The organism is Actinocrispum wychmicini (assembly GCF_004345645.1).
Taxonomy (GTDB): Bacteria; Actinomycetota; Actinomycetes; order Mycobacteriales; family Pseudonocardiaceae; genus Kibdelosporangium; species Kibdelosporangium wychmicini.
Genome location: NZ_SLWS01000003.1, coordinates 494,282 through 518,412, shown reverse-complemented (window position 1 = coordinate 518,412; position 24,131 = coordinate 494,282). Strand labels below are relative to the sequence as shown.

The 24,131-nt window shown below is 69.0% G+C and carries 20 protein-coding genes; 6 read left to right on the top strand and 14 right to left on the bottom strand.

Features of this window, described 5'->3' with window-relative positions; genetic code table 11:
* Positions 1 to 15 precede the first annotated feature (15 nt).
* Complete coding sequence (gene pip, locus EV192_RS16390) at positions 16 to 978, top strand: prolyl aminopeptidase (RefSeq protein ID WP_279493565.1); 963 nt, start codon at positions 16 to 18, stop codon at positions 976 to 978.
* Positions 979 to 1,055: 77 nt separating this feature from the next.
* The gene (locus EV192_RS16385) at positions 1,056 to 1,844 is read left to right on the top strand and encodes a transcriptional regulator (protein ID WP_132116086.1); all 789 of its coding nucleotides are present in this window, start codon (positions 1,056 to 1,058) and stop codon (positions 1,842 to 1,844) included.
* Positions 1,845 to 2,832: 988 nt separating this feature from the next.
* On the opposite strand, the gene EV192_RS54795 is transcribed toward EV192_RS16385, so the two are convergent.
* The gene (locus tag EV192_RS54795) at positions 2,833 to 3,009 is read right to left on the bottom strand and encodes a hypothetical protein (RefSeq protein ID WP_207926081.1); all 177 of its coding nucleotides are present in this window, start codon (positions 3,007 to 3,009) and stop codon (positions 2,833 to 2,835) included.
* Between the two features lie 13 nt (positions 3,010 to 3,022).
* Between EV192_RS54795 and EV192_RS16380 the strand changes: the two genes are divergently transcribed.
* Together EV192_RS16380 and EV192_RS16375 are read left to right on the top strand one after the other, a co-directional pair.
* A complete protein-coding gene (locus tag EV192_RS16380; protein WP_207926080.1) occupies positions 3,023 to 4,699 on the top strand; it encodes an ABC transporter ATP-binding protein in 1,677 nt (558 codons plus the stop codon).
* Positions 4,696 to 6,486: an ABC transporter ATP-binding protein gene (locus EV192_RS16375; protein ID WP_132116082.1), complete on the top strand. Its 1,791-nt coding sequence runs from the start codon at positions 4,696 to 4,698 to the stop codon at positions 6,484 to 6,486. The genes EV192_RS16380 and EV192_RS16375 overlap by 4 nt, the downstream gene beginning before the upstream one ends.
* Here the strand turns inward: EV192_RS16375 and EV192_RS53835 are convergent.
* Both EV192_RS53835 and EV192_RS53830 read right to left on the bottom strand, forming a co-directional pair.
* Complete coding sequence (locus EV192_RS53835) at positions 6,483 to 6,905, bottom strand: PucR family transcriptional regulator (RefSeq protein ID WP_165960411.1); 423 nt, start codon at positions 6,903 to 6,905, stop codon at positions 6,483 to 6,485. The two genes, EV192_RS16375 and EV192_RS53835, sit on opposite strands and share 4 nt — an antisense overlap.
* Complete coding sequence (locus tag EV192_RS53830; protein WP_165960410.1) at positions 6,902 to 7,267, bottom strand: hypothetical protein; 366 nt, start codon at positions 7,265 to 7,267, stop codon at positions 6,902 to 6,904. The genes EV192_RS53835 and EV192_RS53830 overlap by 4 nt, the downstream gene beginning before the upstream one ends.
* On the opposite strand from EV192_RS53830, the gene EV192_RS16365 reads away from it, so the two are divergent.
* Positions 7,254 to 7,724 carry a carboxylesterase family protein gene (locus EV192_RS16365; protein ID WP_165960409.1) on the top strand — a complete coding sequence of 157 codons (471 nt, stop codon included), beginning with the start codon at positions 7,254 to 7,256 and terminating at the stop codon, positions 7,722 to 7,724. The two genes, EV192_RS53830 and EV192_RS16365, sit on opposite strands and share 14 nt — an antisense overlap.
* A gap of 49 nt (positions 7,725 to 7,773) precedes the next feature.
* Positions 7,774 to 8,808 (top strand): methyltransferase, encoded by a 1,035-nt coding sequence (locus tag EV192_RS16360; RefSeq protein WP_132116076.1) that lies wholly within the window; start codon positions 7,774 to 7,776, stop codon positions 8,806 to 8,808.
* A 59-nt stretch (positions 8,809 to 8,867) separates the two neighbouring features.
* On the opposite strand, the gene EV192_RS16355 is transcribed toward EV192_RS16360, so the two are convergent.
* The 11 genes from EV192_RS16355 to EV192_RS16305 form a co-directional block, all read right to left on the bottom strand.
* Positions 8,868 to 9,416: an allene oxide cyclase barrel-like domain-containing protein gene (locus EV192_RS16355; protein WP_132116074.1), complete on the bottom strand. Its 549-nt coding sequence runs from the start codon at positions 9,414 to 9,416 to the stop codon at positions 8,868 to 8,870.
* 43 nt (positions 9,417 to 9,459) lie between these two features.
* On the bottom strand, positions 9,460 to 10,230 hold the full coding sequence (locus tag EV192_RS16350) for an AfsR/SARP family transcriptional regulator (RefSeq protein ID WP_132116072.1): 771 nt from the start codon (positions 10,228 to 10,230) through the stop codon (positions 9,460 to 9,462).
* Positions 10,227 to 10,958 carry a thioesterase II family protein gene (locus EV192_RS16345; protein ID WP_243726870.1) on the bottom strand — a complete coding sequence of 244 codons (732 nt, stop codon included), beginning with the start codon at positions 10,956 to 10,958 and terminating at the stop codon, positions 10,227 to 10,229. Before EV192_RS16345 ends, EV192_RS16350 begins: the two co-directional genes overlap by 4 nt.
* 379 nt (positions 10,959 to 11,337) lie before the next feature.
* Positions 11,338 to 12,387, bottom strand: coding sequence for a ketoacyl-ACP synthase III family protein (locus EV192_RS16340; protein ID WP_132116068.1), 1,050 nt, complete (start codon positions 12,385 to 12,387; stop codon positions 11,338 to 11,340).
* A gap of 32 nt (positions 12,388 to 12,419) precedes the next feature.
* Positions 12,420 to 12,686, bottom strand: coding sequence for an acyl carrier protein (locus tag EV192_RS16335; protein WP_132116066.1), 267 nt, complete (start codon positions 12,684 to 12,686; stop codon positions 12,420 to 12,422).
* A 25-nt stretch (positions 12,687 to 12,711) separates the two neighbouring features.
* Entirely contained in the window at positions 12,712 to 14,058 is a 1,347-nt protein-coding gene (locus EV192_RS16330; protein ID WP_132116064.1) for an NAD(P)/FAD-dependent oxidoreductase, read from the bottom strand.
* Positions 14,059 to 14,094: 36 nt separating this feature from the next.
* Positions 14,095 to 19,269 carry a type I polyketide synthase gene (locus tag EV192_RS16325; RefSeq protein WP_132116062.1) on the bottom strand — a complete coding sequence of 1,725 codons (5,175 nt, stop codon included), beginning with the start codon at positions 19,267 to 19,269 and terminating at the stop codon, positions 14,095 to 14,097.
* 28 nt (positions 19,270 to 19,297) lie between these two features.
* A complete protein-coding gene (locus tag EV192_RS16320) occupies positions 19,298 to 20,341 on the bottom strand; it encodes a ketoacyl-ACP synthase III family protein (RefSeq protein ID WP_132116060.1) in 1,044 nt (347 codons plus the stop codon).
* Positions 20,341 to 21,495, bottom strand: a complete 1,155-nt coding sequence (locus EV192_RS16315; RefSeq protein ID WP_132116058.1) for a DegT/DnrJ/EryC1/StrS family aminotransferase — start codon at positions 21,493 to 21,495, stop codon at positions 20,341 to 20,343. The genes EV192_RS16320 and EV192_RS16315 overlap by 1 nt, the downstream gene beginning before the upstream one ends.
* A 3-nt stretch (positions 21,496 to 21,498) precedes the next feature.
* Complete coding sequence (locus EV192_RS16310; RefSeq protein WP_132116056.1) at positions 21,499 to 22,704, bottom strand: nucleotide disphospho-sugar-binding domain-containing protein; 1,206 nt, start codon at positions 22,702 to 22,704, stop codon at positions 21,499 to 21,501.
* Positions 22,705 to 22,722: 18 nt separating this feature from the next.
* On the bottom strand, positions 22,723 to 23,883 hold the full coding sequence (locus EV192_RS16305) for an acyl-CoA dehydrogenase family protein (RefSeq protein WP_132116054.1): 1,161 nt from the start codon (positions 23,881 to 23,883) through the stop codon (positions 22,723 to 22,725).
* Between the last annotated feature and the right edge of the window lie 248 nt (positions 23,884 to 24,131).

Genomic DNA, 24,131 nt, shown 5'->3' with positions numbered 1-24,131 from the left:
CCGGCCGCATCTCGAATCGCGGCCGATACGCTCCGGCCGTGTCCTCGACGTTCCCCCCCGCTCGAACCGTACGCCAGCGGAATGCTCCCCGTCGGCGACGGCCACTCGATCTACTGGGAGACCAGCGGGAACCCTTCGGGCAAACCCGCGCTGTACCTGCACGGCGGGCCCGGTGGCGGGCTGCGGCCCGGCTACCGCAGCCGGTTCGATCCCGAGAAGTACCTGATCATCGGCTTCGACCAACGCGGCTGCGGTCACAGTCGCCCACTGGCCACCCACGACGAGACCACCCTGGCCACCAACACCACACAGCACCTGATCGCCGACATCGAAGCCCTGCGTACCCACCTTGGTGTGCCGCGATGGCTGGTCAACGGAGTCTCCTGGGGCACGACGCTCGCCCTGGCCTACGCCCAAGCCCATCCGTCACACGTCAGTGCGGTGGTCCTGGCGGCCACATCGTTGAGCACGCCGGAATGCGTCGAGTGGATCACCGAGACCGTGGGCTGCCTGTTCCCCGCGGAGTGGGAGGCCTTTCGCTCAGCGGCTGCCCCACGGCCCGGTCAGCGCCTCGTCGACGCCTACTACGACCTGCTCACCAGCGCCGACCCTCAGGTGCGCATCCAGGCAGCCGCCGCGTGGATGGCGTGGGAGGACGCGCATGTCTCGATGGGTTCTCCGTACATCCGCAAGGAATACGACCCCGAGTGGCGACAGGTGTTCGCCACGCTGGTGGTGCACTACTGGAAGAACGCCGGATTCCTGTCCCCCACCGCGTTGCGCGACGGAATGCCCACGCTGCACGGGATTCCCGGGGTATTGATCCAGGGCAAGCTGGACGTCAGCAGCCCGGCTGGAGTCGCGTGGGACTTGCACAAGGCGTGGCCGGGCAGCCAGTTCGTGCTCGTTGACGACGAAGGACACGGCGGGCCGAAGATGATCCAGGCCATGACGGCAGCCTTCACCGAACTCGCCTGACCAACCCGAGCCGCTCACTTGCCACACACGAGTACTTCCGATATAAAAGTACCTACAGACCGGAAGCAGGAGGACCAGTGGCCGAGCACCCGTACCAGCGGTTGGACGAGACGGTGCACCAGCGCGTGCGCCTGGGGATCCTGAGCGTCCTCGCCATGCGCGGGGCGAGCTTCACGGAACTGCGCGACGCGCTTGACCAGCCCGACGGCAGCCTGAGCAGACACCTGGGAGTGCTGGCCGAAGCCGCCCTGATCACGATCGAGAAGACGTTCCAGGACAGAAAGCCGCGCACACTCCTGGCGATCACGTCACAGGGCCGCGCGTCCCTGTGGGACGAGTTCGACACCATGCGCGAAGTGGCGGCGTTCGCGGGCTACCCCCACCGCGTCACCTTCTCGATCGACGCGCAGTGGCGTCCGTTCGTGCTCAGCGCCGTCCCACCAGGGTTCTCGCTCGAGGTGGAGCAGCCAATCACCGTCGAGTCCGACCGGGTACACGGCGTACTGCACCCGGACTTCGAGGTCCGGGGCGGTTACCGCCGCCGGTGGGTCCGGGACGGAGCCAGTGTCGACGTCGTGTTCCTGGAATTGGACGACCCATCGGTGCCCACAGCCGTCCTCGACGGCCTCGGCTCCACTGTGGACGTACCAGACCTCCCAGCGGCGCGAGCCAGGCAAGCCGAGAACGAGTCGCGGATCTGGTTCGGCCGCGACCGGTTCCTGATCCGGATCTTCGCCACCGGACCGAACGCGGACGAAGTGGCCAAGGACGTCGCCCACCGACAGCACGAAACCATGGACTCCCTGTTCGCCACAGCATCAACAGGGGCTTCGTTGCCTTCCTCCTCAGCAGGCTTTTCGTCATGATCGAGCACTTCATCGCCAACAGGCTTTCATCACCAGCCGGCCCCTCAATGCCAACCAGCCCCTCGTCACCAGCCGGCTTCTCGTCACCAGCCGGCCCTTCAATGCCAACCGGCCTCCCATCGCCAGCCGGCCCCTCGTCACCAGTGGGCCCAACTGCGTCAGTGGGGCGTTCGTCACCGGTGGGGCCGTCGTCGTCGAGGGGACCGTTGTCGTCAGCAGGGTCCTCGTCACCAGCCGGGCCTTCATCGCCAGCTTGGCCCTCGACGCCAACGGCGCCGTCGTCGCTAGCCGGGCCTTCGTCGCCAACGGCGCCGTCGACGCCAGGCAGGCCCTTGCCGGCAAGCGGGCCGTTGTCGTCCGCAAGGCCCTCGTCCGCAAGGCCCTCGTCGCCAACGGCTTCATCGACAGCAGGTCCTTCACCGCCAACGAGTCCCTCCTTCTCCGCAGGGCCCTTGTCGCTGGGGCCTTTGTCGCCCACAGGCCTTTCATCGTCAGCAGGCACCTTGGCGTCAGCGGCGCCCTCCGTGTCAGCAGGGCCTTCATCGCCGGCGGGGCTCTCGTCGCCTGTGGGCCCAGCGGCGTCTGCTGGGCCTTCGTCACCGGCGGGGCCGTCGTCGTCGAGGGGACCGTTGTCGGCCACAGGGCCCTCGTCGCCAGCTTGGCCCTCAACGCCAACGGCGCCGTCGGCGCCAGCTGGGCCTTCGTCGTCAGCGAGTCTCTCGATGCCGGGCTGGCCCTCGTCGGCAAGCGGGCCGTTGTCGTCCGCAGGACCCTCATCGCCAGCTGGGCCTTCGTCGCCAACGAGGCCCTCGAAGCCAGGCTCGCCCTCGTCGGCAAGCGGGCCGTTGTCGTCCGCAGGACCCTCGTCGCCAACGCCTTCATCGTCAGCAGGCCCTTCACCGCCAACGAATCCCTCGTGGTCAGCGGGCTTTTCGGCGCCGGCGGGGCCTGCGTCGCTGGCTTCTTCCGTCGACCGGCTCCTGGATCGCTAGGGATGGGGGTGTTGTGCGGTGATATCGGCGAAGTTGCGGGCCTGGTGGGGGTCGCCGGTTGTGTGGACGGTGCGGTTCTTGCCTGGGGTCAGCGCTGGGTTGGCCGCGGCGCTGTGTTTGCTCGTCTTGGTCAATGGTTTGCTGCCGGCCGTGGCCATTTTGGCTTCGGGCATGATTGTCGGGGCTGTGCCTGGAACTGTCAGCCGTGGGTTCGACTCCGCGGATGGGCGGACGGCTGTCTGGGCGTTGGTTCTCATGGGTGTGGCGTTCGTCGGGCAGCAGGTCGTGGCTCGGTTGTCGGCGAGTGTGGCCGGCACGGTGGGGGCCAGGCTGGACGGCCGGTTGCAGCAGCGCGCGATCGTTGCGGTCAATGGGCCGGTGGGTGTCCGTCACCTGGATGACCCGGCCGTGCAGAACCAGGTCAGCCGGGTGGCGGGGATGGGTGTGGGCGGCTACACGCCTGGTGGTGCCGTGACGGGTTTGACCACTCGGGCCGGGCAGTGGGTGCAGGGTGTCGCGGCGGTTGTGCTGATCGCGTTCTACCAGTGGTGGCTGGCGGCGCTGATTTTCGCGGCCCAACTGGTGTGGGGCCGGGTAACCCGCCGGGAGTACGCCCGGCAGACCAAGGCGTTGGTGAGCCAGACCGGACTGTTGCGGCGCGCCGACTACTTCCGTGACCTGGCCCTGACCGGGGGCGCTGCCAAGGAGATCCGCGTCTTCGGCCTGGCGGACTGGTTGGTGGACCGGTTCCGTACCGAGTGGACGGACGCGATGGCGAAGGTGTGGGCACAACGCGGCACCGACGTCTTGAGCGCCCTGGCGCTGTGTTTCGTGCTGGCGGCGAACTTCCTGGCGTTCTTCCTGCTCGGTTGGGACGCGGCACGCCAGGCGATCGGTCTCGGCGCGCTGGTCATCTTCCTCCGCGCGGTAATGAGCGTCGCCACAGTGTCCACCCGCGGGCGTCAGGACCTCCAGATCAGCCACGGTGTCGCGGCCATCCCGGCGCTGCTGGCTTTGGAGGCCGCGGCGGCTGGTGTCCCCACCGTGTCAGGACGGCCTGTCCCGGTGGACGTGCCGAAGTCCGAGGTTGCCTTCCATGGCGTGACGTTCGCCTACCAGGGTGCCACAACGCCGGTGCTGAAGGGCTTCGACCTCGTCATCCCGAGTGGGCGCGCGATGGCGGTCGTCGGTGTCAACGGAGCCGGCAAGACCACCCTGGTGAAACTGCTCGCCCGGCTGTACGACCCGGACGACGGACAGATCACGGTGGACGGTGTGGACGTCCGCGAGTTCGACGCCCACGAGTGGCAGCGCCGGATCGCCGCGATATTCCAGGACTTCACCCGGTACGAACTGTCAGTGCGGGACAACGTGACATTCGGCGCGATCGGGAACGCGGGCGACGAAAGACTGTTGCGTCGCGCGGCTGAGCGCGCCGGGATCCGGGAACGTGTCGAAGCATTGGACCACGGCTGGGACACCCTGTTGACCCGGCAACGGGCCGGCGGCGCCGAACTCTCCGGCGGTGAGTGGCAACGCGTCGCGCTGGCGCGGGCGCTGTTCGCGGTGGAGGCCGGTGCGAAGATCCTCGTCCTGGACGAGCCGACGGCGAACCTTGACGTACGCGCGGAAGCCGCTTTCTACGAACGATTCCTGGCGTTGACGCAGGGAGTGACAACGATCGTGGTCTCACACCGGTTCTCCACGGTGCGCAAGGCCGACCAGATCTGCGTCGTCGACGGCGGCAAAGTGCTCGAACTCGGGTCACATGACGAGCTGCTGGCCAAGAGAGGGCGCTACGCGGAGATGTTCGCGTCGCAGTCCGACCACTTCCTCGACCAGACCCCAGGAGAGCCGAAATGAGCAGGTTCGCCACCTGGCGGCGCAGCGTGGCGATGCTCTTCACGCTGTGTTTCCGCGCCGACCTCAGGCGTTCGCTGACGCTGTTCGGCTACGCCATCGCGATCAACGTGCTGCAGCTGACCGCGACCGTAGGGGTCAGGCCGTTGGTGGACTCGGCGTCCCGCGGCGACACCCACGGAGTGATGATCGCGGCCGGCGTGATCGCTGTCGCGGTGGCGCTGGCGTCGTTGTGCGGCCGCGGGTTTGTGGCTCTGACGGCCTCGGTGATGGAACGGGCGGGCCTGCTGATCGACGCGAAGCTGATCGAGTTGGCGGCCGGCGTCCCCACGGTCGATCACTACGAACGGCCGCGTTATGTCGACCAGATGACCCTGGTCCGGCAGGAACGCCGGGTGATGGCGCAGATGATGAACGCGATGGCGTTGAACCTGCAGTCGTTCCTGTACTTGGTGGGCGCGGTCGTCCTGCTCGGCACGATCGACCCGTGGCTGCTCCTGCTGCCGGTGTTCGGGGTGCCCGCTCTGCTCGCGCATCGACGCAGCACGAAGCTCGCGCTCAAAGCCAGGCAGGCCAACGCGCAGCCCACGTTGCTGCGCAACCACCTGTACAAGGTCGCGTCATCCCCGGCCGCCGGCAAGGAACTGCGCGTGTACGGGCTGACCGACGAGTTCGTCGCACGGCATCGCGCCACAGCGGACGCCATGGAACGGACCGCGACGCGTGCCTCGTTGCGAGGTGTCGTCCTGTCGCTGGTGTCGTCGCTCATCTTCGCCGTGGGGTACATCGGGGCGGCCGCGACCGTGCTTGGCGAGGCGATCGACGGGTTGGCGTCGGTCGGTTCGGTCGTGCTCGCGGTGGCGCTGGCCGCGTTGGTCAACAGCCAGGTGTCGTCGGTCGTCCAGTCCGGCACGTACTTCCAGCAGGTCCTGAAGACAGCCGAGCGCCTGGTGTGGTTGACCGACTACGCGGCGGGCGCGACCAGGCGGGACGGCGAGCACACGCCGGTGCCGGCTCGGCTCACGTCCGGGATCGAGCTCAAGGACGTGTCGTTCAGCTATCCGGACACCGAGAAAGTCGTCCTGGACCGGGTGAACCTGACCCTGCCCACGGGAGCGGTGGTGGCCCTGGTGGGCGACAACGGATCCGGCAAGACGACCTTGGTGAAACTGCTGACCGGGATGTACCGCCCGACCTCGGGGACCATCACAGTGGACGGTGTCGGGCTGGACAGTTTCGTGCCTGCCGAGTGGCAACGCCGGGCGAGGGGCGCGTTCCAGGACTTCGCCCGGTTCGAACTGCTGCTCGGCCAGACGGTCGGCATCGGCGACATGCCCAGAATGGACGACCAGGAGGCGGTTGTCGCGGCGTTGTCCCGCGCTGGCGCGGCGGAGATGGCGGAGGTCGAACCGCAAGGACTGCGCACCCAACTCGGCACAGCCTGGGGCGGTGTGGACCTCTCGGGTGGGCAGTGGCAGAAGCTCGCGCTCGGCCGGGCGGTGATGGCCGAGGACCCGTTGGTGGTGGTCCTGGACGAGCCGACGGCCGCCCTGGACGCACCGACTGAGCACGCCACTTTCGAACGTTTCGCGCGGATCGCGGCGGCGGGCGCCAACCGCGGCCACGTGACCCTGCTGGTGTCCCATCGGTTCACCACCGTGCGCATGGCGGACTTCATCGTAGTGTTACAGAAGGGAACCGTGGTGGAGACAGGCACCCACGCCGAGCTCATCGCCGCACGCGGGCTTTACGCCGAACTGTACGCGTTACAGCAAAAGGCCTACAGCTAAGGGGTGAAGGCGAGCACGGTGAGGACGTCGGACAGCGCCACCGCGAGGTGAAGTTCGAACCGGACTTCGGGGTCGCTCAGCGGACGGTGCAGGATCTCGGCGATCCGCGCGAGCCGGTACTTCACCGTGCTCTTCTGGACGTGGCACCGCTCGGCGATCGTCGCGTGATGCCCGTCCGTCTCCAGGAAGGCGCGCAGTGTCTCGAAGAGGTCGGCGCCGTTTCGGCCGAGCAAGGCACCGAGTTGTTCGGCCACGTAGTCGTGTAACGGCGCCGGATCGTCCAGGGCGACCAGGAAGCGCATCGCGCCGAGTTCGTCGGCTCGCACGGTCGCGTCGACCCGACCGGACAGCAGGGCGAACCGAGCGCAGGCCAACGCCTCACGCAGCCTCCGCCGCAGGTCCACCGTCAACCGGCTCACCCGACCGCGCACCCGCCGCCAGCCACGGACAGGGCCCGCAGCAACGACTCCACCGAACCGTCCATCGAACGCGGCACCGCCAGCACCACCCGGCCGGGTGGCAGCGCTGTCACCAACACCGCTCGTGGTTGGTCGGCGAGCACACGCGCGGACGCGACTCGCATCGCGCGGACGTCGACGTCGTCGTTGCCCGTCTCGAACACCGCGACGCGATGCGGCTGGTGGACGTCGACGTCGAACCGGGCCGCGCGAGCCGCCAGCCGCCGGTCCATCGGCTCCGACCGCTTGAGCAGCTCCTCCAGCAGTTCGCCGCCCAGCCGCCACTCGACGTCCTGCGCGGTACGTTCCTTGGACAGCTCCACGGCCAGGACGGTCGCGCCGTGCTCCACCGTCGGGCATCCTGTCGACCGGCTCCGCGCGGTCCACCCCGAAGCCACCGACTTCGAAGTGGCGGTCGCGGTCACCACGGACGCCGGATTCCGCATGCCGACCATCGCGATCGCCACCGCGATGGCGGACCACGACAACGTCTACGCCTACCGGTACGACCGGCCGACCATCTACAAAGGACGAGATCTCGGCGCACCGCACGGCGCCGAACTCCCCTACGTCTTCGCGACGGACAGCGAGATCGGACGTCGCCTCGCCGGTGACTACGACCCGGAGTTCGCCGACGTCGTCAACAGCATGTGGCGGGCCTTCGTCACCGACGGGCGACCCGCCCACGACTGGCCCCGCTACCCGCCCGCGACCAGGTCGACGATGCTGCTGGAGCCCACCGGCCACCAGGTCTGGGCGGCCACGAAAGGTCTGGCTTAGGTCGTATTGAGCCCCCTTCGGCAAGGTTGTCCCATCTGACCTAAGGAGGATGCTCGTGTTCGATGCCGAGTCAGATCATCTCCAGACCATCATCCACGGGGCGACAGCGTTCGAGCTGCTGCGCACGGCGATCGAGTTCGACCTGTTCCGCCTGATCGAGGACAACGGTGGCCTCGACCTCGCGGGGGTGGCCGGGCGGCTCGGCGTGCCCGAGCAGCCCGCCCGGGTGTTGCTGCTCGGGTTGGCTTCGCTGCGATTACTGACCAAGAAGGGGGAGACGTACGTCAACGCCCCGGTCACCAAGCGGAGCCTGCTGCCCACCCGGCCCGGGTATCTCGGCCCGCTGGTGGAGATCCAGGAGAAGATCACCAACCCCGGGCTGCGCGACTTCGCGGAGTCCATGCGCCGCGACACCAACGTCGGCCTGCGGCACCTTGAGGGCCCCGGCACCACGCTGTACGAGCGGGTCACCGTGGCCCCCGACCTGCAGCAGGTGTTCTACAACAACATGGGACACGCGTCGCGGCAGACTTTCCCGCTCGTGGCCCGCACTTTCGACTTCTCCAAGCTGCGGCACGTCATCGACATCGGCGGCGGGGACGGCAGCAACGGCATCGAGCTCGCGAAGCGGTACCCCGAGCTTGAGGTGACCGTCTTCGACCAGGAGAGCGTGCTGCCGATCGCGAAGCGCAACGCGGTGGAGGCGGGTGTCGGGGACCGGTTCCACGGCTCCCCCGGCGACCTGTTCACCGACACGCTGCCGACCGGGGCCGACGGGATCCTGTTCTGCCACATCTTCGAGATCTGGTCGCTGGAACGCAACACCGAGCTGCTGGCCAAGTGCTACGACGCCCTGCCGCCCGGCGGCTGCGTCCTGGTCTACAACTTCGTGTCCGACAACGACAACACCGGTTCGGTGTCGGCCGCGTTCATGTCCGTCTACTTCCTCACCGTCGCGTCCGGCGAGGGCATGGTCTACTCCGAGCAGGACATGCGGGCCTCCCTCACCGACGCCGGCTTCAGCCGGATCGAGTCCTACGAGGGCGTCGGCTACCGCCACGCGCTGCTCGTCGGCTACAAGTAAGGCCTACGAAACAAAGGGTGGGGAAGCTTCGCTTCCCCACCCTTTTCGCGTTCCGCGGATCAGCCGCAGAGGACCATCTTCAGCTGGATCCGGATGTCACCCGGGTTGGTCGGCGGCGTCTGCGGGATGATCGTGTTCCATTCCCGGTAGCCGTACTTGCCGGCGTACCGCCCGGTCAGCCCCACGGCCGGATAGCGCACGGGTTTGCCTGTCAGCACAAGGTTCCGGTCGGCGATGCCGTCGGCACGGATGGCACCGTCCGGGAACAGCACGTCGTCGGTGTAGTGCGTCATCAGGTGCCCGTCCGACGGCCGCGTCGACACCGCGCCGACGATCCCGACGACGTTGCCGACCACGGTGTTGCTGTTGCCGTCGTAGATGTTGTCGTAGAACGTCGCGGCGTCACCCACGTGCATGCCGAGGCCGCCCGCGCCGACCGACTCGTGCCTGATGGTCTGCTCGGTGACGTTGTCGACCACGACGCAGCCGTGGCCGGCCGCGCCCGGCTGGGGGTCCGACGCCGCGGAGGCGCCCGCGGCCAGGCTGACTAGGACACAGGCCGCGCCGAGCACGGTCGCGCCGGTCAGCCGCCGACTGGAGAATCGCATGGCAGTGTTTCCTTTTCCGTTGTCCTGAAGTGGATACAGCGACTCACCGCCGGGCGGCGAGGTCCAGTTGCTGGTCGCCGAACAGGATCGCCCGCTGCAGCTCGCGAAGATCACGGCACGGTTCGACGCCGAGCTCGTCGTTGAGCGTCGCGCGGGCCATGCGGTAGACGCCCAGGGCGTCGGCCTGGCGGTTGGACCGGTACAGGGCGAGCATCAGCTGGCGGTAGAAGGCCTCGTGCAACGGGTTCTCCGCGGTCAACGCGTACAGCCGGCCGACCAGCTCACGGTGCTCGCCCTGGTCCAGCCGCAGGTCGATCAGGGTCTCCAGGCACTCGATCCGGGCCTCCGCGAGCCACGTGACGAACCCGTTGATGATCGGCCCGCTGCGCAGGTCGCCGAGCACCGGACCGCGCCACAGCCCCAACGCCTGCTCGAACCGGTCGCAGGCGTCCTCCGGGCGGCCCTCCCGCACGCAGGAGCGGCCCTGGGACACCAGGTCCAGGAAGATGTCGCAGTCCAGCTGGTCGCCGCCCAGCCGCAGCAGGTAGCCGGGCGAGTGGGTGACCACCCGGTGCACGTCCCGGTCCGGTCCGTGCAGGAACTTGCGGAGCTGGGAGATGTACACGTGCAGCCCGGCCGCGGCCCGCGCCGGCGGGCGTTCGCTCCAGATCTCGGCCATCAGCTGGTCCATCGTCACCACGTGGTCGGCGCGGATCAGCAGCACCGCCAGCACGGTCTCGACCTTCCGCGCGCTGATGAACGACTGTGTCGGCCCGTCAACCACTCGCAGGGTCCCCAGAACGTCGTACCTCACAGCGAGCTCCCCTCAGTCACGGCGACGGTGTTCATGCACAGCGCGTCGGACACGGCACCTGCGACGCCCGCACGACAGGCGTCCAGGTAGAAGTGCCCGCCGGGGAAGACCCGGAGGTCGAACCCGACCGACGTGAACTCACGCCACACAGCGACCTCGTCGACCGCAGCCTGGGGGTCGTTGGCGCCGGTCAGTGCCGTGACCGGACACTCGAGCGGCGGCCCTGGTGCCCACCGGTAGCGGTCCACGGCCCGGTAGTCGTTGCGGGTCACCCGGACGATCGCGGCGGCCAGGTCCGGCTCGTCCAGGAACCTGGGGTCGGTGCCGCCGATCCGGCGCAGTTCCTCCAGCAGGCCGGCGTCGTCGGTCGCGTGCGTCTTCCCACGATGTGGCACCGAAGGGGCCTGCCGCCCGGACACGAACAGGCACCGCGGGAGCGTGCCGCCGCGGCCCTGGAGCGTCCTCGCCACCTCGTACGCCACCAGCGCGCCCATGCTGTGGCCGAAGAAGGCGAACGGCCGGTCGTCGTACTCGCCGAGCGCGTCGACGATCCGTCCGGTGAGCTCGGGGATGCTGTCGATCATCTGTTCGGCGTGCCGGTCCTGCCGGCCCGGATACTGCACGGCGAGCACCTCGACCTCGGGAGCCAGCGCCCGCGACATCCGGAAGTAGTAGCTCGCCGACCCACCGGCGTGCGGGAAGCAGATCACTCGCGCGACACTGTCCATGTCAGGTTGGAAGCGTTGAATCCACCGGCCACTCTTGCCCGAAGAGTTCACCATGTGCGGGTCCCCCTAGTTGATGTTCCTTCTCGAAGCGATCGATCCCGGAAAAGCGGCGTCACCAGGGATTTCCCTCGGCCTTCGCGCTCGGTTCGGGTTGGCTGTCTTCGATCGTGTCCGCTCGCCACCCGGACATGAACCCCTAACCCGAGTCTTAAGGCATTGGCCCCTACCTGCTCAAAGGGCCGCTAGGGGCAGCGGCCCGGGCGGCGCGCGAGCGGCCCCGCCGCGGCCCGGGGAGCAGGGGTTTCGCCGACGTACCCCGGACAGGGCGAAAGCCCCGGCCAGGGGGGAGCCGGGGCTTTCGCGAACAGGGGCCGCCTATCTATGGGGAGGCGAGCCAGGGTGGGGTCTCGTCGATCGCCACCACGGCGAACGACAGGGTGATCCCCGGGCCGAGGCTGAACATCAGCAGGTGGTCGCCGGCGCTGAGGCCGCCGGTGGTCAGCAGGTGGTCGAAGGCGGCCAGCTGGTCGCTGCCGCTGATGTGCCCGACCGTCCGGCCGAACTCCCAGCCGCACGCCTCAAGGGGCAGGCCGAACATCTTCATGAACCGCTCTTCGGTCTGCTGCCTGGACGTGTTCATCAGCACGACCCGGTTGATGTCGGCGATGGTGACGCCCGCCTCGGTCAGCGCTCGATCGAGGCAGGCGCCCAGCTGCTGCTGAACCTTCATGAAACCGGGTGCGGACGTGGTGTTGGCGGCCTCCCTCTCCTGGTACAACGCCAGCCTCGGCGCGTAGTCCAGATGCCGCCCCACCGTGGCGCCCGGCGGGAACAACGGCTCGCCGCAGCGATGGATCTCCTCAGCCTCCGGCACGGTCACCGAGCACACCGACAGCAGCCGGGCGAACCCGCCCTCGGTGCTGAGCGTGACCGCGGTGGCGGCGTCCCCCACGACAAGCCCTTCGCCGACCGTGCACCGGCCGATCATGGGCGTGCCGAAGTTGTCCGCGAACGTGGCCAGCGCGTGTTTGCGTTTCGGTACGGCACGCAGGTAGCTGCTGGCCATCTCCAGGGCGCTGAACATGCCGTTGCACCCGTGCCGCCACTCGACCGCCAGCGCGCGTGGGCACCCCAGGTTGCGCTGCAGGTGGTACTGCGGTTGCCAACCGTCCGGGCCTTGGTGCCAGGTGTCGGCGTAGAGCAGCAGGTCGAGTTCGCCGGCCTGGCCGCCGCCCCGCTCCAGCGCGTTGGTGGCGGCTCGCAGGGCCATTTCCGGTGACGGGAGGTCCCCGGCGACCGCGACACCCGTCCAGCCGTGGGACTCGACGTTCGCCGCGGGGTAGCCGCTGCCTTCGACGGCTTCGGCGATGGTCGCGGTGTCCGGCAGGAACACTCCGAGACCGCTGATGTGGATGTCGGACGTGCGCAAGGGTTCTCCCCCCAGGTTCGACTCGGACGGGGTCAGCTCAGGGCGACGGTGTCCACAACGGAGTCCCGGACGGTCGCGGCGATGTCCCGCGGGCTGGCGAAGTTCGCCGAGGTCAGCTTGGCCGGCGGGACGGGGGTGCCGATCTCGTCACGGATGTAGTTGAGCAGGATCGCGGTTTTCAGCGAGTCCAGCAGGCCCATTTCGAGCAACTGGGTGTCCGCGTCGACCGTGACGCCGTCCACGTCGGTGAGCAGGCTCTCCCGGATGAACGTGACGATCTTGCCGGTGAGTTCGTCCATTGTCCTCTGTCCTTTTCTGCTGTTCCTAGAAAACGGGTTCCATGGCGGGGGCGCGCAGCGTGCCGAGATACGGGTGCCACAGGTGGCTGGGGTCGTTCTCGACGGCGACGATGGTTTCGCGCATGACCTTGAGGGCGGCCGGTTCCTCGCCGTCGTAGAAGTCGCCCTGGAGCATCTTGACGACGTCGATCCGGTAGCGCGGGTCCTGCACGAACGCGGTGAACAGGATGTTCAGGCGGTAGTAGATGGAGATGAACTCGTACCAGTTACGGACCGCGCGCCGCAGTTTGCCCTCGAACGTGGCGAACCGCTCCCGGCTGTAGTCGCCTTCCTTGTGCGCCGCGACGATGTCCTTGCACGCGATCCGGGCGCTGTTAAGGGCGACGCTCACGCCGCTGGAGAAGATCGGGTCGACGAACCGGGCGGCGTCCCCGATGAGCACGTACCGGTCGCCGGTGATCTGGGACATCGCGTAGCTGTAGTCGCCCTCGGTCTTGAACGGCTGCACCCGGGTGGCGTTCTGTAATGCCTTGTGCAGGTCGGGGCGGCTGGACACGGTGTTCCAGAAGAACTCCTCGCGGTCCGCGGCCGCGGCCTCCACCCGCTTCTTCTGGGTGACCACCCCGACGCTGGTGATCGTGTCGGTGATCGGGATCTGCCACATCCAGGTGTCCTCGATCGGCAGGAAGTGGACGTAGATGTAGTCCTCCTTGCCGGAGTCGGCGGCCAGCCCCGGCCGGTCCAGTCCCTCGAACCAGGTGTGGATGGCGTACTGGTTGAACACCGGGTCCGGGATCTTGGTCTTGAGCTGGCGGCCGAGCACGGTCTGCCGGCCGGACGCGTCGACCACCATGCCGGCGGTGAACTCCACGGTCTTGGTGCCGAACTTGCAGCTGAGCACGACACCTTCGGGGTCGTCGAAGTCCACCTTGCGCACCCGCACGCCGGAGAACACCTTGGCGCCGGCCTTCTCCGCGTGTTTGAGCAGGATCAGGTCGAACTTGCCGCGGTCGACGTGGAACGTGTAGTCCCGGTCCACCTCGGGCTGGTCGCGTTCGACGAACATGATCTCGGCCAGGCTGAAGTCGTGGTCCAGCCCGGAGAACCCGTTGTGCGGGATGTCCCGCGACTCGGCCGACGTCCACGCGGCGCCGTACTTGCGCGGGAAGCCCGCGGCCTCGACGTCGTCGAAGACACCGATCTCGGTCAGCACCGGCGTGGTCGCCGGCACCAGCGACTCGCCGACGTGCGGGCGGGGGAACAGTTCGCTCTCGAACACCGCCACGGACAGGCCCGCCTGGGCGAGGTAGGTGGCCGCGGTGGAGCCCGCCGGGCCGCCGCCGATGATGGCGACGTCGAAGTCCTTTTCCATCTGGTCAGTCCTTCTCGTGAACGTGGGGATGGGACATCACACAGCGACCGGTTCGGGCGCGCCGGCGGGTCGAATGAGTTCGGTCAGGTGGGCGACGATCGCCGAGACGGTCGGCTGGTGCCACAGCAGCGTCGCGGGCAGGCTGTGGCCGAACCGCTTCTCCAGGCGCCGCCGGATCACGATCGTCATCACCGAGTCGAGCCCCTGTTCGGCGAGCGACCGCCGCGGGTCGATATCCGTGGACGCCAGCCGCATCTCGGCGGCGACCTGCGTCCGGACCTCGTCCACCAGCCGCTCGTGCAGCTCCTCGGGCGGCAGTTCGGCCAGCAGCCCAGCGTCTGAAGTGGACTCTTCCGGGCCGTCGCCGGTCTCGTCGGTGACCAGCTCACTGAGCACAGGCGCCCGAGGCCCAGCCGGTTCGGGCGTGACCGCCCGCAGGATCGCGAAGAACGCGTCGCCGCGGGCGTTCGCGTCGTCCCAGGCGCCGAACGCCTCGTCCGGCGAGATGTCGCTGACCCCGCGAGCCCGCAGTTCGAGTTCCACGACCCGGTTGGCGGCCATGCCCATGCCACGCCATGACGTCCACGCCAGGCTTAGCGTGCCCGCGCCGCGATGCCTCGCCAGCGCGTCCAGGAAGGCGTTCGCCGAGGCGTACGTGGCCTGGCCGGGCAGGGACAGGAACTGGCCGCACGAGGAGAACAGCACCAGGAAGTCGACGCTGCCGGGCGGGAACAGGTCGTGCAGCACGAGCGCGCCCTCGACCTTCGGCCGCAGCACCGCTCGCACCGACGCCTCGTCAACGTCCGCGAGCATCCGGTTGTCGAGCACACCCGCGGCGTGCACAACGCCACGGATCGGCGGCAGGCCAAGCTCGTCCATGTCCAGCGCGGCGGCTGCGGTTGCCGCGCTCGCGATGTCGACCGCTACGACCCGGACGGTGACGCCGAGCGCTTCCAGTGCGCGCACGCCGTCGATCCGTCGACGGGTCTCCTCGTCGACGACACTGTCCCATGTGGACCGCGCGGGCAACGCCTGGCGTGCGGCGAGAACGAGTCGCCGCGCGCCACGATTGGCCATCCACCGGGCGATCTCCAGGCCCAGTACGCCGAGCCCGCCGGTGATCAGGTACGTACCGTCCGCGCGGCACGACAGCGGTGCGCCGCCAGCCGGGTCCGTCATGGGCGCCAGCCGCGCGACTTCCGCGCCCGCACCGCGCACGGAGATCACGTCCTCGCCCGGCGTCGTGCCAATGATCGCGAGCAACGTACGCGCCGCCGCACTGGGATCGTCGATGTCGACGACACCGCCCCAGGATTCCGCGTGCTCACCACCGATGATCCGGCCAAGCCCCCACAGTGGGGCGTGCGCCAACGCGGCCTCGTCCCGGCTGTCGCGGACTCCCGAGGTCACGATCCACATCCGGGCGTCCTTGACCTTCGTCACCATCTGGGCCGTGGCCGTCGCCAGCCAGGTGGCACCGGCCGCGTCCCCTTGGGGCGGCAGGACAACGACATCGCAGGGAGCGTCGAGGTCGGCCAACGCGTCGGGAACGACGGCCAGCGCGATATCGGCGCCGGCTGACACCAGGCTGTCGGTGAACCGCGTCCACTCCCCCGCGGACGGCCCGACCAGCACGATGCGGCCGGTGTGCGGGGCCGCCTCGGGCAACTCCAGCGGCCGCCATTCCAGCGCGTGCACCAGATCCTGCGGCCGGGCAGCGGGCTTCTCGTCCATCGTCGCGTACCGGACACCCGTGAGTCGCCCGACCATACTGTATTCGGTGTCGGCGATGAGAATGTCTACAGTATCCTCGCGGGCGGTGACGTCGATGATCACCTGCTCGGGGACGGACTCTGTCAGTCGAACCTCGGCGACGTGCGCGACCATCCGCAGCACCGGCTCACCGGGGTAGCCGAGCGGCGCGGCCGACAGAGCGGCATCGAGCACGGGAGCCCAGGTCGCGGGCGCGCCTGACGGTTGTTCGACGGTGACTCGGGCACGCAGTGCACCTGTCCCCCGCGCGATTGAGTCCACGGTCCATGTGAAAGCCATGGTCGGCACGCCGACCGACGCGAGATGCTGGACGATCGTGTCCGGATCGACCTGGTCGGCAGGCCCATCCCCGGTCAGCACCCCCAGCGGGCTGTTGTCCGACTCGGCCGCGACGGCGGTGGTGTGCGTGACCCACGGGCCTTCGCCCTCCCTGGACGCCACCCGCAACGCGGTGCCGTCCCGGATGACCTGGACCTCACGGGCCGGGGCGACGGTCAACGGCCGCACCAGGTCGACGTCGTTGAGGTCCGCCGACATGGCTTGACGGAACGTGTTGATGAGCACGGCGGCCGGAACGATCTCGACGCCGTTGATCGTGTGGTTGCCGGGATACGGCAGCGAAGTCTCGTCGACGACTGTCTGCCAGAGCCGCAACCGCTGCTCCGCCACCGCGGTCGGCGAGCCGAGCAGGGTGTGCGAGTCGATGTCGTGGCCGCCGCCGGTGCCCGTGCCGATCGAGACCTCTGTCCGGTGCCGGCGGTGCTGCCAGGCGGGCGGCGGCAGGGTGACCAGCCCGCCACTGGGCTGCAACCGGGTCCAGTCGACGTCGATGCCGTGGCAGTGCGCCGCGGCGATCGCGGCCAACAGGGTCGCCTGCTCAGGGCGCTCACGCCGTAGCGTCGTGCCGACGAAGACATCGAATTCCTGGTCCGGCAACGTTTCGCCGATGGAATGCGCGACGACGGGATGCGCTGAGAGCTCCAGGAACGCGCGGTGTCCGTCCTCGGCGGCAGCTTGGACCGCCCCGGCCAGGCGCACAGGCTGGCGCAGGTTGGTCGCCCAGTACGAGCCGTCGGCCTTCACGGTGGCGCGCGGGTCCTCCAGTGCCGTGCTGTACCAGGAAACGGCGGCGACGTTCGGCGACAGGTCGGCTGCGGCCTCGACGATGCCGTCCAGCAACACATCCATGTGCGGACTGTGGAACGCCACGTCCGAGGACACCCGCCGGACGGCCACGCCTTCGGCGCGCCAGCTCGTCAGCAGTTCCTCGATCGCCGCCGGGTCGCCGGAGACCACTGTGGACAGTGGGGAGGACCAGATCGCGGCGACCGCGTCGGTTCGGCCGGCGAGCCGGGCCCGGACCTCGTCGAATGGCAGCGACGCCATCACCATGGCACCCTGGCCGGCCACCTTGGTCAGCAGGTTCGACCGGCGGCAGATCAGTTTGGCGCCGTCCACACGGGACAGCGCGCCGGCGAGCACGGCCGCGGCGATCTCGCCGACCGAGTGTCCGATGATGGCGCCGGGCACCACCCCGTACGTGCGCCAGACCTCGGCGAGGCCGAGCTGCATCACGAAGATCATCGCTTGTATACGGTCGACCGAATCCAATGAACCGTCGAGGAGTACCTGGCGGGGCGAGAACCCGATCTCCGCCTGGAACACTGGCTCCAGATCGTCGACCACGGCGGCGAAGGCCGGTTCGGTGGCCAACAGGTCGCGGCCCATCCCGATCCACTGCGAGCCGTGCCCGGACAACACCCAGACCGGGGCACCGGTCGCGACGCTGCGCCCGGTGACCACCTCCGGGGACGACTCATCGGCGGCCAGCAGCCGCAGGCGGGCGACCAGTTCTTCCTTGGTGGTGGCCAGGACCACGGCCCGGTGCTCCAGCGGCGAGCGGCGCAACGCCAAGGTGTGCCCCAGCGAGGCCAGCGACACATCCCCGTTCTCCAGCCACTCCGCGAGTTCCGCTGCGTACTGGTGCAACGCGGCCTCGGAGGCGGCGGACAGCGGGTACAGGCGGACCGCGTCAGGCTCGGTGTGCTGCTCGACAGTGTGCTGCTCGACAGTGTGCTGCTCGACAGTGTGCTGCTCGACAGTGTGCTGCGTGCCCGCGGTCTGCGGCGCCTGCTCCAGGACGACGTGTGCAATGGTGCCGCCGTAGCCGAACCCGGACACACCGGCCCGGCGAGGATGGTCGCGCTCCGGCCACGAACGGTGTTCGGAAACGACCTTCAGCCCGGCGTTCGCCCAGTCCACGGCGGGGTTGCCCGCGGTGTAGTGCAGGCTGGCCGGGATCTCGGCGTGATCGAGGCTGAGGATCGCCTTGATGAGTCCGGCGACTCCGGCGGCGGCCTCCAGGTGGCCGATGTTGGACTTCACCGAGCCAATCAGGCACGGGTCCTCACCAGGCCGGTCTACACCGTACACAGCGGTCAGCGCCGACGCCTCCAGCGGGTCACCCACTCGGGTGCCGGTGCCGTGCGCCTCCACGTAGTCCACCGAGCCCGGCGCCACACCGGCGTGCCGGCAGGCACGGTCGAGCACGTGCTGCTGGGCGGTGCCGCTGGGGGCCATGATGCCGTTGGTGTGACCGTCCTGGTTGACGGCACTGCCCAGGATCACCGACAGGATCCGGTCACCGTCACGCTGCGCGTCCGACAGCCGCTTCAGCACCAGCACGCCACAGCCCTCGCCGCGGCCGTAACCGTCGGCGGACGCGTCGAACGACTTGCTGCGTCCGTCGGAGGCCAACGCGCCCGCTGCGTCCAACGTGACGGTGAGTCCAGGCCCGACCATCAGGTTGACCCCGGCCGCCAGCGCGATCGTGCTCTCCCCCAGGCGCAGGCTCTGACACGCCAGGTGTGTGGCGACCAGGGACGCCGAACACGCGGTGTCCACGGACAGGCTCGGGCCGCGCAGGTCCAGGGCGTACGAGATCCGGTTGGCGACCGCGCACATCGCGGCGCCGATACCGGTCCACGCCTCGATCCGCGGCAGGTCCTCCAGCACCTGCCGGCTGTGGTCGTCCGAGCCGACCCCGACGAACACCCCGGCGTCCGTGCCGGCCAGGGCACGCGGCGGGATCCCGGCGTGTTCCAGCGCCTCCCAGGCCACTTCGAGCAGGATCCGCTGCTGCGGGTCCATCAGGCCGGCCTCGCGCGGGGTCAGGCCGAAGAAGTCGGCGTCGAACCCTTCGATGTCGTCGAGAAAGGCGCCCCGGCTGGTGGTCCGGCGCAACACGGCGGCATAGTCCGGCCGCAGTTCCCGGTAGTGCCGCCACCGGTCCGGCGGCACCTCACCGGTCGCCGACGTCCCGGACCGCAGCAGCTCCCAGAACGCCTCGGGCGTGTCCGCCCCGCCGGCGAACCGGCACCCGATGCCGACCACGGCCACCGGTTCGGCGGCGGGTCCTACGCGATTCCCATCAACCATCGAAGTTCCGTCCTTCGTCCGGTAGCGGTCAGGCCGTCCAGGGCGGCGGGGTGACGATCCGGACCACCGCGCTGGACACGGTGATCCCCGGCCCGACGCCGATCATCAGGAAGTGGTCGCCCGGTCCGAGCTCGCCGGTGGTGAGCAGGTGGTCGAGCGAGACGAGCTGGTCGCTCGCGGCGAGATGGCCGACGCCGCGGCCGAACTCCCAGGTGGACATCGACATCGGCAGGCCGAGCGCGGCCATGCACCGCTGTTCGACGATGTCCTTGGAGTAGTTCATGTACGCCACGCGGGTGATGTCGCCGAGCTCGATCCCGGCGTCCGCCAGCGCCTCGTCGACGACCGCCAGCATCTGGGTGTGCACGGTCAGCCAGATCCCGGTGCCGGTGCCGTCGGCTATCGCGCGGCGGTTGAAGTCGGCGGTCCGCTCGGTGAAGTTCAGTGGGGCGCTCACCGTCGGTCCGGGCGGGAACATCGCCTCGCCGCTGCGGTGGACCTCCTCCGCCTCCGGCACCGCTATGCTCGCCACCGAGAGCAGTTGGGCGAAGCCGGATTCCTTGCTGAGCACGACCGCGCAGGCAGCGTCGCCGAGCACGTACCCCGGGCCCATCCGCCAGCGGTCCACCATGGGCGTACCGAAGTTGTCCGTGGTCACGACGAGCGCGTCCGTCCGCGTGTCGTCGGCGCGCAGGTAGCTCGCGGCCAGTTCCAACGCGCTGAACGCGCCGTTGCAGCCGTGCCGCGTCTCCACCGCGAGGCAGTCGCCGCCCAGCAGGTAGCGCTGCAGGTAGTACTGCGGCTGCCAGCCGTCCGGGCCTTGATGCCAGGAATCGGTATACAGCAACAGGTCTATGTCCTCCGGCGGTATCCCGCAGCGTTTGAACGCGTCCTGCGCGGCGGACAACGCCATCTCCGGGCCGGACACCTCGCCGGCGACCGCGGCACCGGTTAGCTGGTGCGCCTCGACGTCCTCAGCCGGGTAGCGGCCTTCCGCGACCGCCTGCTCGATGCTCACCGAGTCCGGCAGGTAGACCCCGAGACTCTTGATGTACATGTCAGCCGTACGCACTACCGCCTCCGCTTTCCCGCGACATTCCGGATGATTTCGCAGACCTTCGCCACTTCCTCCAGCCCGACTGCGGTGCCTGTCGGCAACGCGAGCACACGGTCGGCCAGTGTCTCCGCCCGGGGCAGTGGCAGCCGCGCGTGCACGTCCGGCGCGCCGCGGTACGGCTCCAGCTGATGGCAGGTCGGGTAGAAGTACCGGCGTACCAACACGTTCCGGGCGACCAGCGCGTCGTACATGCCCTCCCGGTCGGTCCCAGCGGCGTGCGGATCGATCTCGATCGCGACGTACTGGTGGTTGGCCCGCTCGTTGTCCAACTGGGACAGCAGCCGGATTCCCGGCACCCCGGCGAGCTCCACCACGTACCGTTCGTAGTTGCGGCGGTTGATCTCGGCGAACCGCTCCATGTCCTCCAGGCCGGTCAGGCCCATCGCCGCGCTCGGCTCGCTGAGCTTCGCGTTGGTGCCCAAGGAAACGATCGAGTCTACAGTATACGGTTGACGATCTGCCGGTATACCGTAGTTGCGCATCGCGCGGACCCGGTCGGCGTACTGCTTGTCGTTGGTGACGATCGCGCCGCCGTCGAAGCTGTTGATGTACTTGGTGGCGTGGAAGCTGAAGATCTCGCCGATCCCGAACCCGCCGATCGCCCGGCCGCGGTACGTGTTGCCGATCGCGTGCGCGGCGTCGAACAGCACCGGCAGCCCGTACTGCTCGCCGAGCGCGGTGAGGTCGTCGATCGCGCACGGGCGGCCGAAGATGTGCACGCCCATGATGGCGCGCGTGTTGGGTCCGATCAGCTTCTCCGCGTGCGCCGGGTCGATGTTGCCGGTGTCCTCGTCGACGTCGCTGAACACCGGCACCAGCCCGATCCAGCTCAGCGCGTGGGCCGTCGGCGGCGCGGTGAACGTCGGGATGATCACCTCGTCACCGGGTCCGAGGCCGAGCGCCTTGACCGCGACCTGAATGCCGATCGTGGCGTTGCAGACGGCGATGGCGTGCTCGGTGCCCGCCACCTCGGCGATCTTCCGCTCGAACTCGACGACCAGCGGCCCGTTGCTCAGGTAGTGCCGGTCGAGTGCGCCTTCGATGCGTTCCCGCAGGCGGGCGCGGTCACCGATGTTGGGACGCCCGACATGGAGTGGCTCGTCGAACATGGCTCACACCAACTCTTCGATGCCGGCGACCACCTGGGCCGGGGACGGCTCGGCCGCGATCGACGCGGCGAGCTTCGCGGCGGCCTCAGCGGCCGCGCCGCCGGTGAGCACCTTGTCCGCCACCGACCGGACCGAGTCGAAGGACACGTCCTGCTCCGCGATCCACGCGCCGGCGCCGATCGCGGCCAGCCGGGTGCCGTTCATCGACTGGTCGTTGATCTCCGGGATGACGATCTGCGGCACGCCGAGCGCGGCGGCGGTCAGCATCGTGCCCGAGCCGCCGTGGTGCACGATCGCGTCGCAGCTGGGCAGCAGCAGGTGCAGCGGCAGGTCCTCGGCGATGCGGACGTCGGCGCCGAGGTCGCCGAGCGCGTCCCGGTCGGCCTTGTTGATCGGGATCACGACCTCCGCGCCCAGGTCGGTCAGGCCGGCCGCGACCTGCGGGATCACGGTCGAGATGGTGCCGGCGATCCGGGACGTCGTCCCACTGCGCAGCACGCACACCCGCGGCCGGGACGCCGGCTCGGTCAGCCACTCAGGCACGACCCCGGGCCCGTTGTACGGCACGTAACGGATCGAGCGGCGCTCCGGCACCCCGGGCACCTGCAGGTCGTCCGGGCAGGGGTCTAATGTATACAGTGCGTCGGCACCGGGTGCGACGCCGAACGGCTCGTACAGCCGTCGGATGTCCTCGGCGAACACGCCGTGCGTGATCGCCTTGCCGGGCATGCCGAACTGCGGGGTCAGCACGTCACCCCACAGGTGGTGCACGATCGGGATGCCGAGATCCGCGGCGACCAGCGGGGCGGCCAGCACGAGCGGGTCGCCCACCAGGACGTCCGGCCGCCACGACCGGGCCAGGGTCAACAGATCGCCGAGCATGGCTTCGGCGCTGCGCACGTACACCTCGCCGACCAGCCGATGCAGTTGGTCGACGAACGCCACGCGCCCGTCTTCATCCAGTCCCTTGCCGAAATCGTTGTCCTTCAAGAACTGCAGGACTCTAGGGGTGTTCTCCTTCATCACGGTCGCGTGGTCGTAGGCGTGCCCGACCTCGGACACCGTCAGCCCCGAGGCCATGATCGCGCTCGACGCGTACGGCTGTGCCGCGATCCGCACGTCATGCCCGGCCGCGCGGAACGCCCACACAAGAGGCACCTGCGGGAAATAGTGCGGCGGCAGGCCCCACGGGATCATCAAGACCTTCACGAAACCGACTCCTTGTCCTCAGACGCGCTTCATGACGGGAATCACGTACCGGTTGAAAATGAGGTCCCTGGTGACGTCGTCGCCGCCTTCGACAAGGGACACGTAACGCATGTCGCGCAGCAGCTTTCCGATGTCCGACTCGCGGGTGTAGCCGAACCCGCCGAACATTTCCGAGCCGACCCCGGCGATTTCCCAGCCGGCCTGCCCGCAGAACATCTTGGCGGCGAGCGCGGCGCGCAGCGTGCCGTGCCGGAGGAACTCGTCGGCGGCCGCCGGGCCGGCCATGATCTGGTCGAACCGCCTGCCGGCGGCGGCGCACTGGTTGGCCATGACCTCGATCTGCATCTCGATCTGGCCGAGTTTCCCGCCGAAGACCGGGTGCCCGACCAGCGGCGCGCCCTGGACGGTCTTGGTCTCGGCATAGTCCATGCACAGGTCCCGGATCCGTCGGGCGACACCGACCGCGGTGGTCGCGATCAGCGTCCGGCTGGCGTTCAGCGCGACCTCCAGCAGCCGGATCCCCGGGCCGGCCAACAGGTTCGCGGCCGGCACCCGGCAGTCGGCGAACCGCACCTGGTACGTGGCCGACGAGCGCAGCCCGAGCATCTCCCACCGCTTGACGACCTGGACTCCGGGCGTGTCCCGGTCCACCACGACCGCGACGTGCTCCCCCGGCGCGTCCGCGGACTTCGCCACGACCACGAGGAAATCGGCGAAGGCGACGTTGGTGGAGAACGACTTCTCGCCGTTGAGCACGATGTCGTCGCCGTGCCGGGCGGCGCTGGTGGACATTCTGGTGAGTTCGCTGCCCGCCTCGTGCTCACTGCCGAGCGTGGCGCAGAACCCGCCGTCCGCCGCGAGCGGCGCAAGGTAGCGTTTCCGCAGCTCGGGCGAGCCGTAGAGGTCGACGATGGTGGTGCCGAGCACCGACAGGAACAGCGTGAACGCGGCGCCCGCGTCCCCATAGGACAGTTCGGAGACGACGCCGACGCTGCCCTCAAGGCCGATGGCCAGGCCGCCGACGTCGGCCGGCAGCCACCAGTTCGCCAGCCCCAGGTCGGCGAACGACCGGTACAGCGGCAGCGGGGCGTCGGCGAACGAGTCGAGCAGCGCCTGCCGCCCGACCAGCTCGGCGGCGGCGAACTCCCGGGCCTGCTGCAGCACCACGCTGGCGGACATCGGACGCTCCTCGAATCGGCGGGTCACGTAACTGGGCACCAGCTGACCAGCCGGGCCTGAAGCGGACACTGAGCCGGTCCAAAGCGGGCTCCTGCGGACAGTGCCGGGAATCTGTCGAAAAATGTCGCCCGCGGGGCAGGGAAATGCGCGTGGAAATGGGACGCCGGCGAATTTAGACGCGGTCAAGATCATCGTTAGCCGGGACAGCGAGGCTGTTCGAAGTGTCCGCCCCGAGTGACCCATGTCAG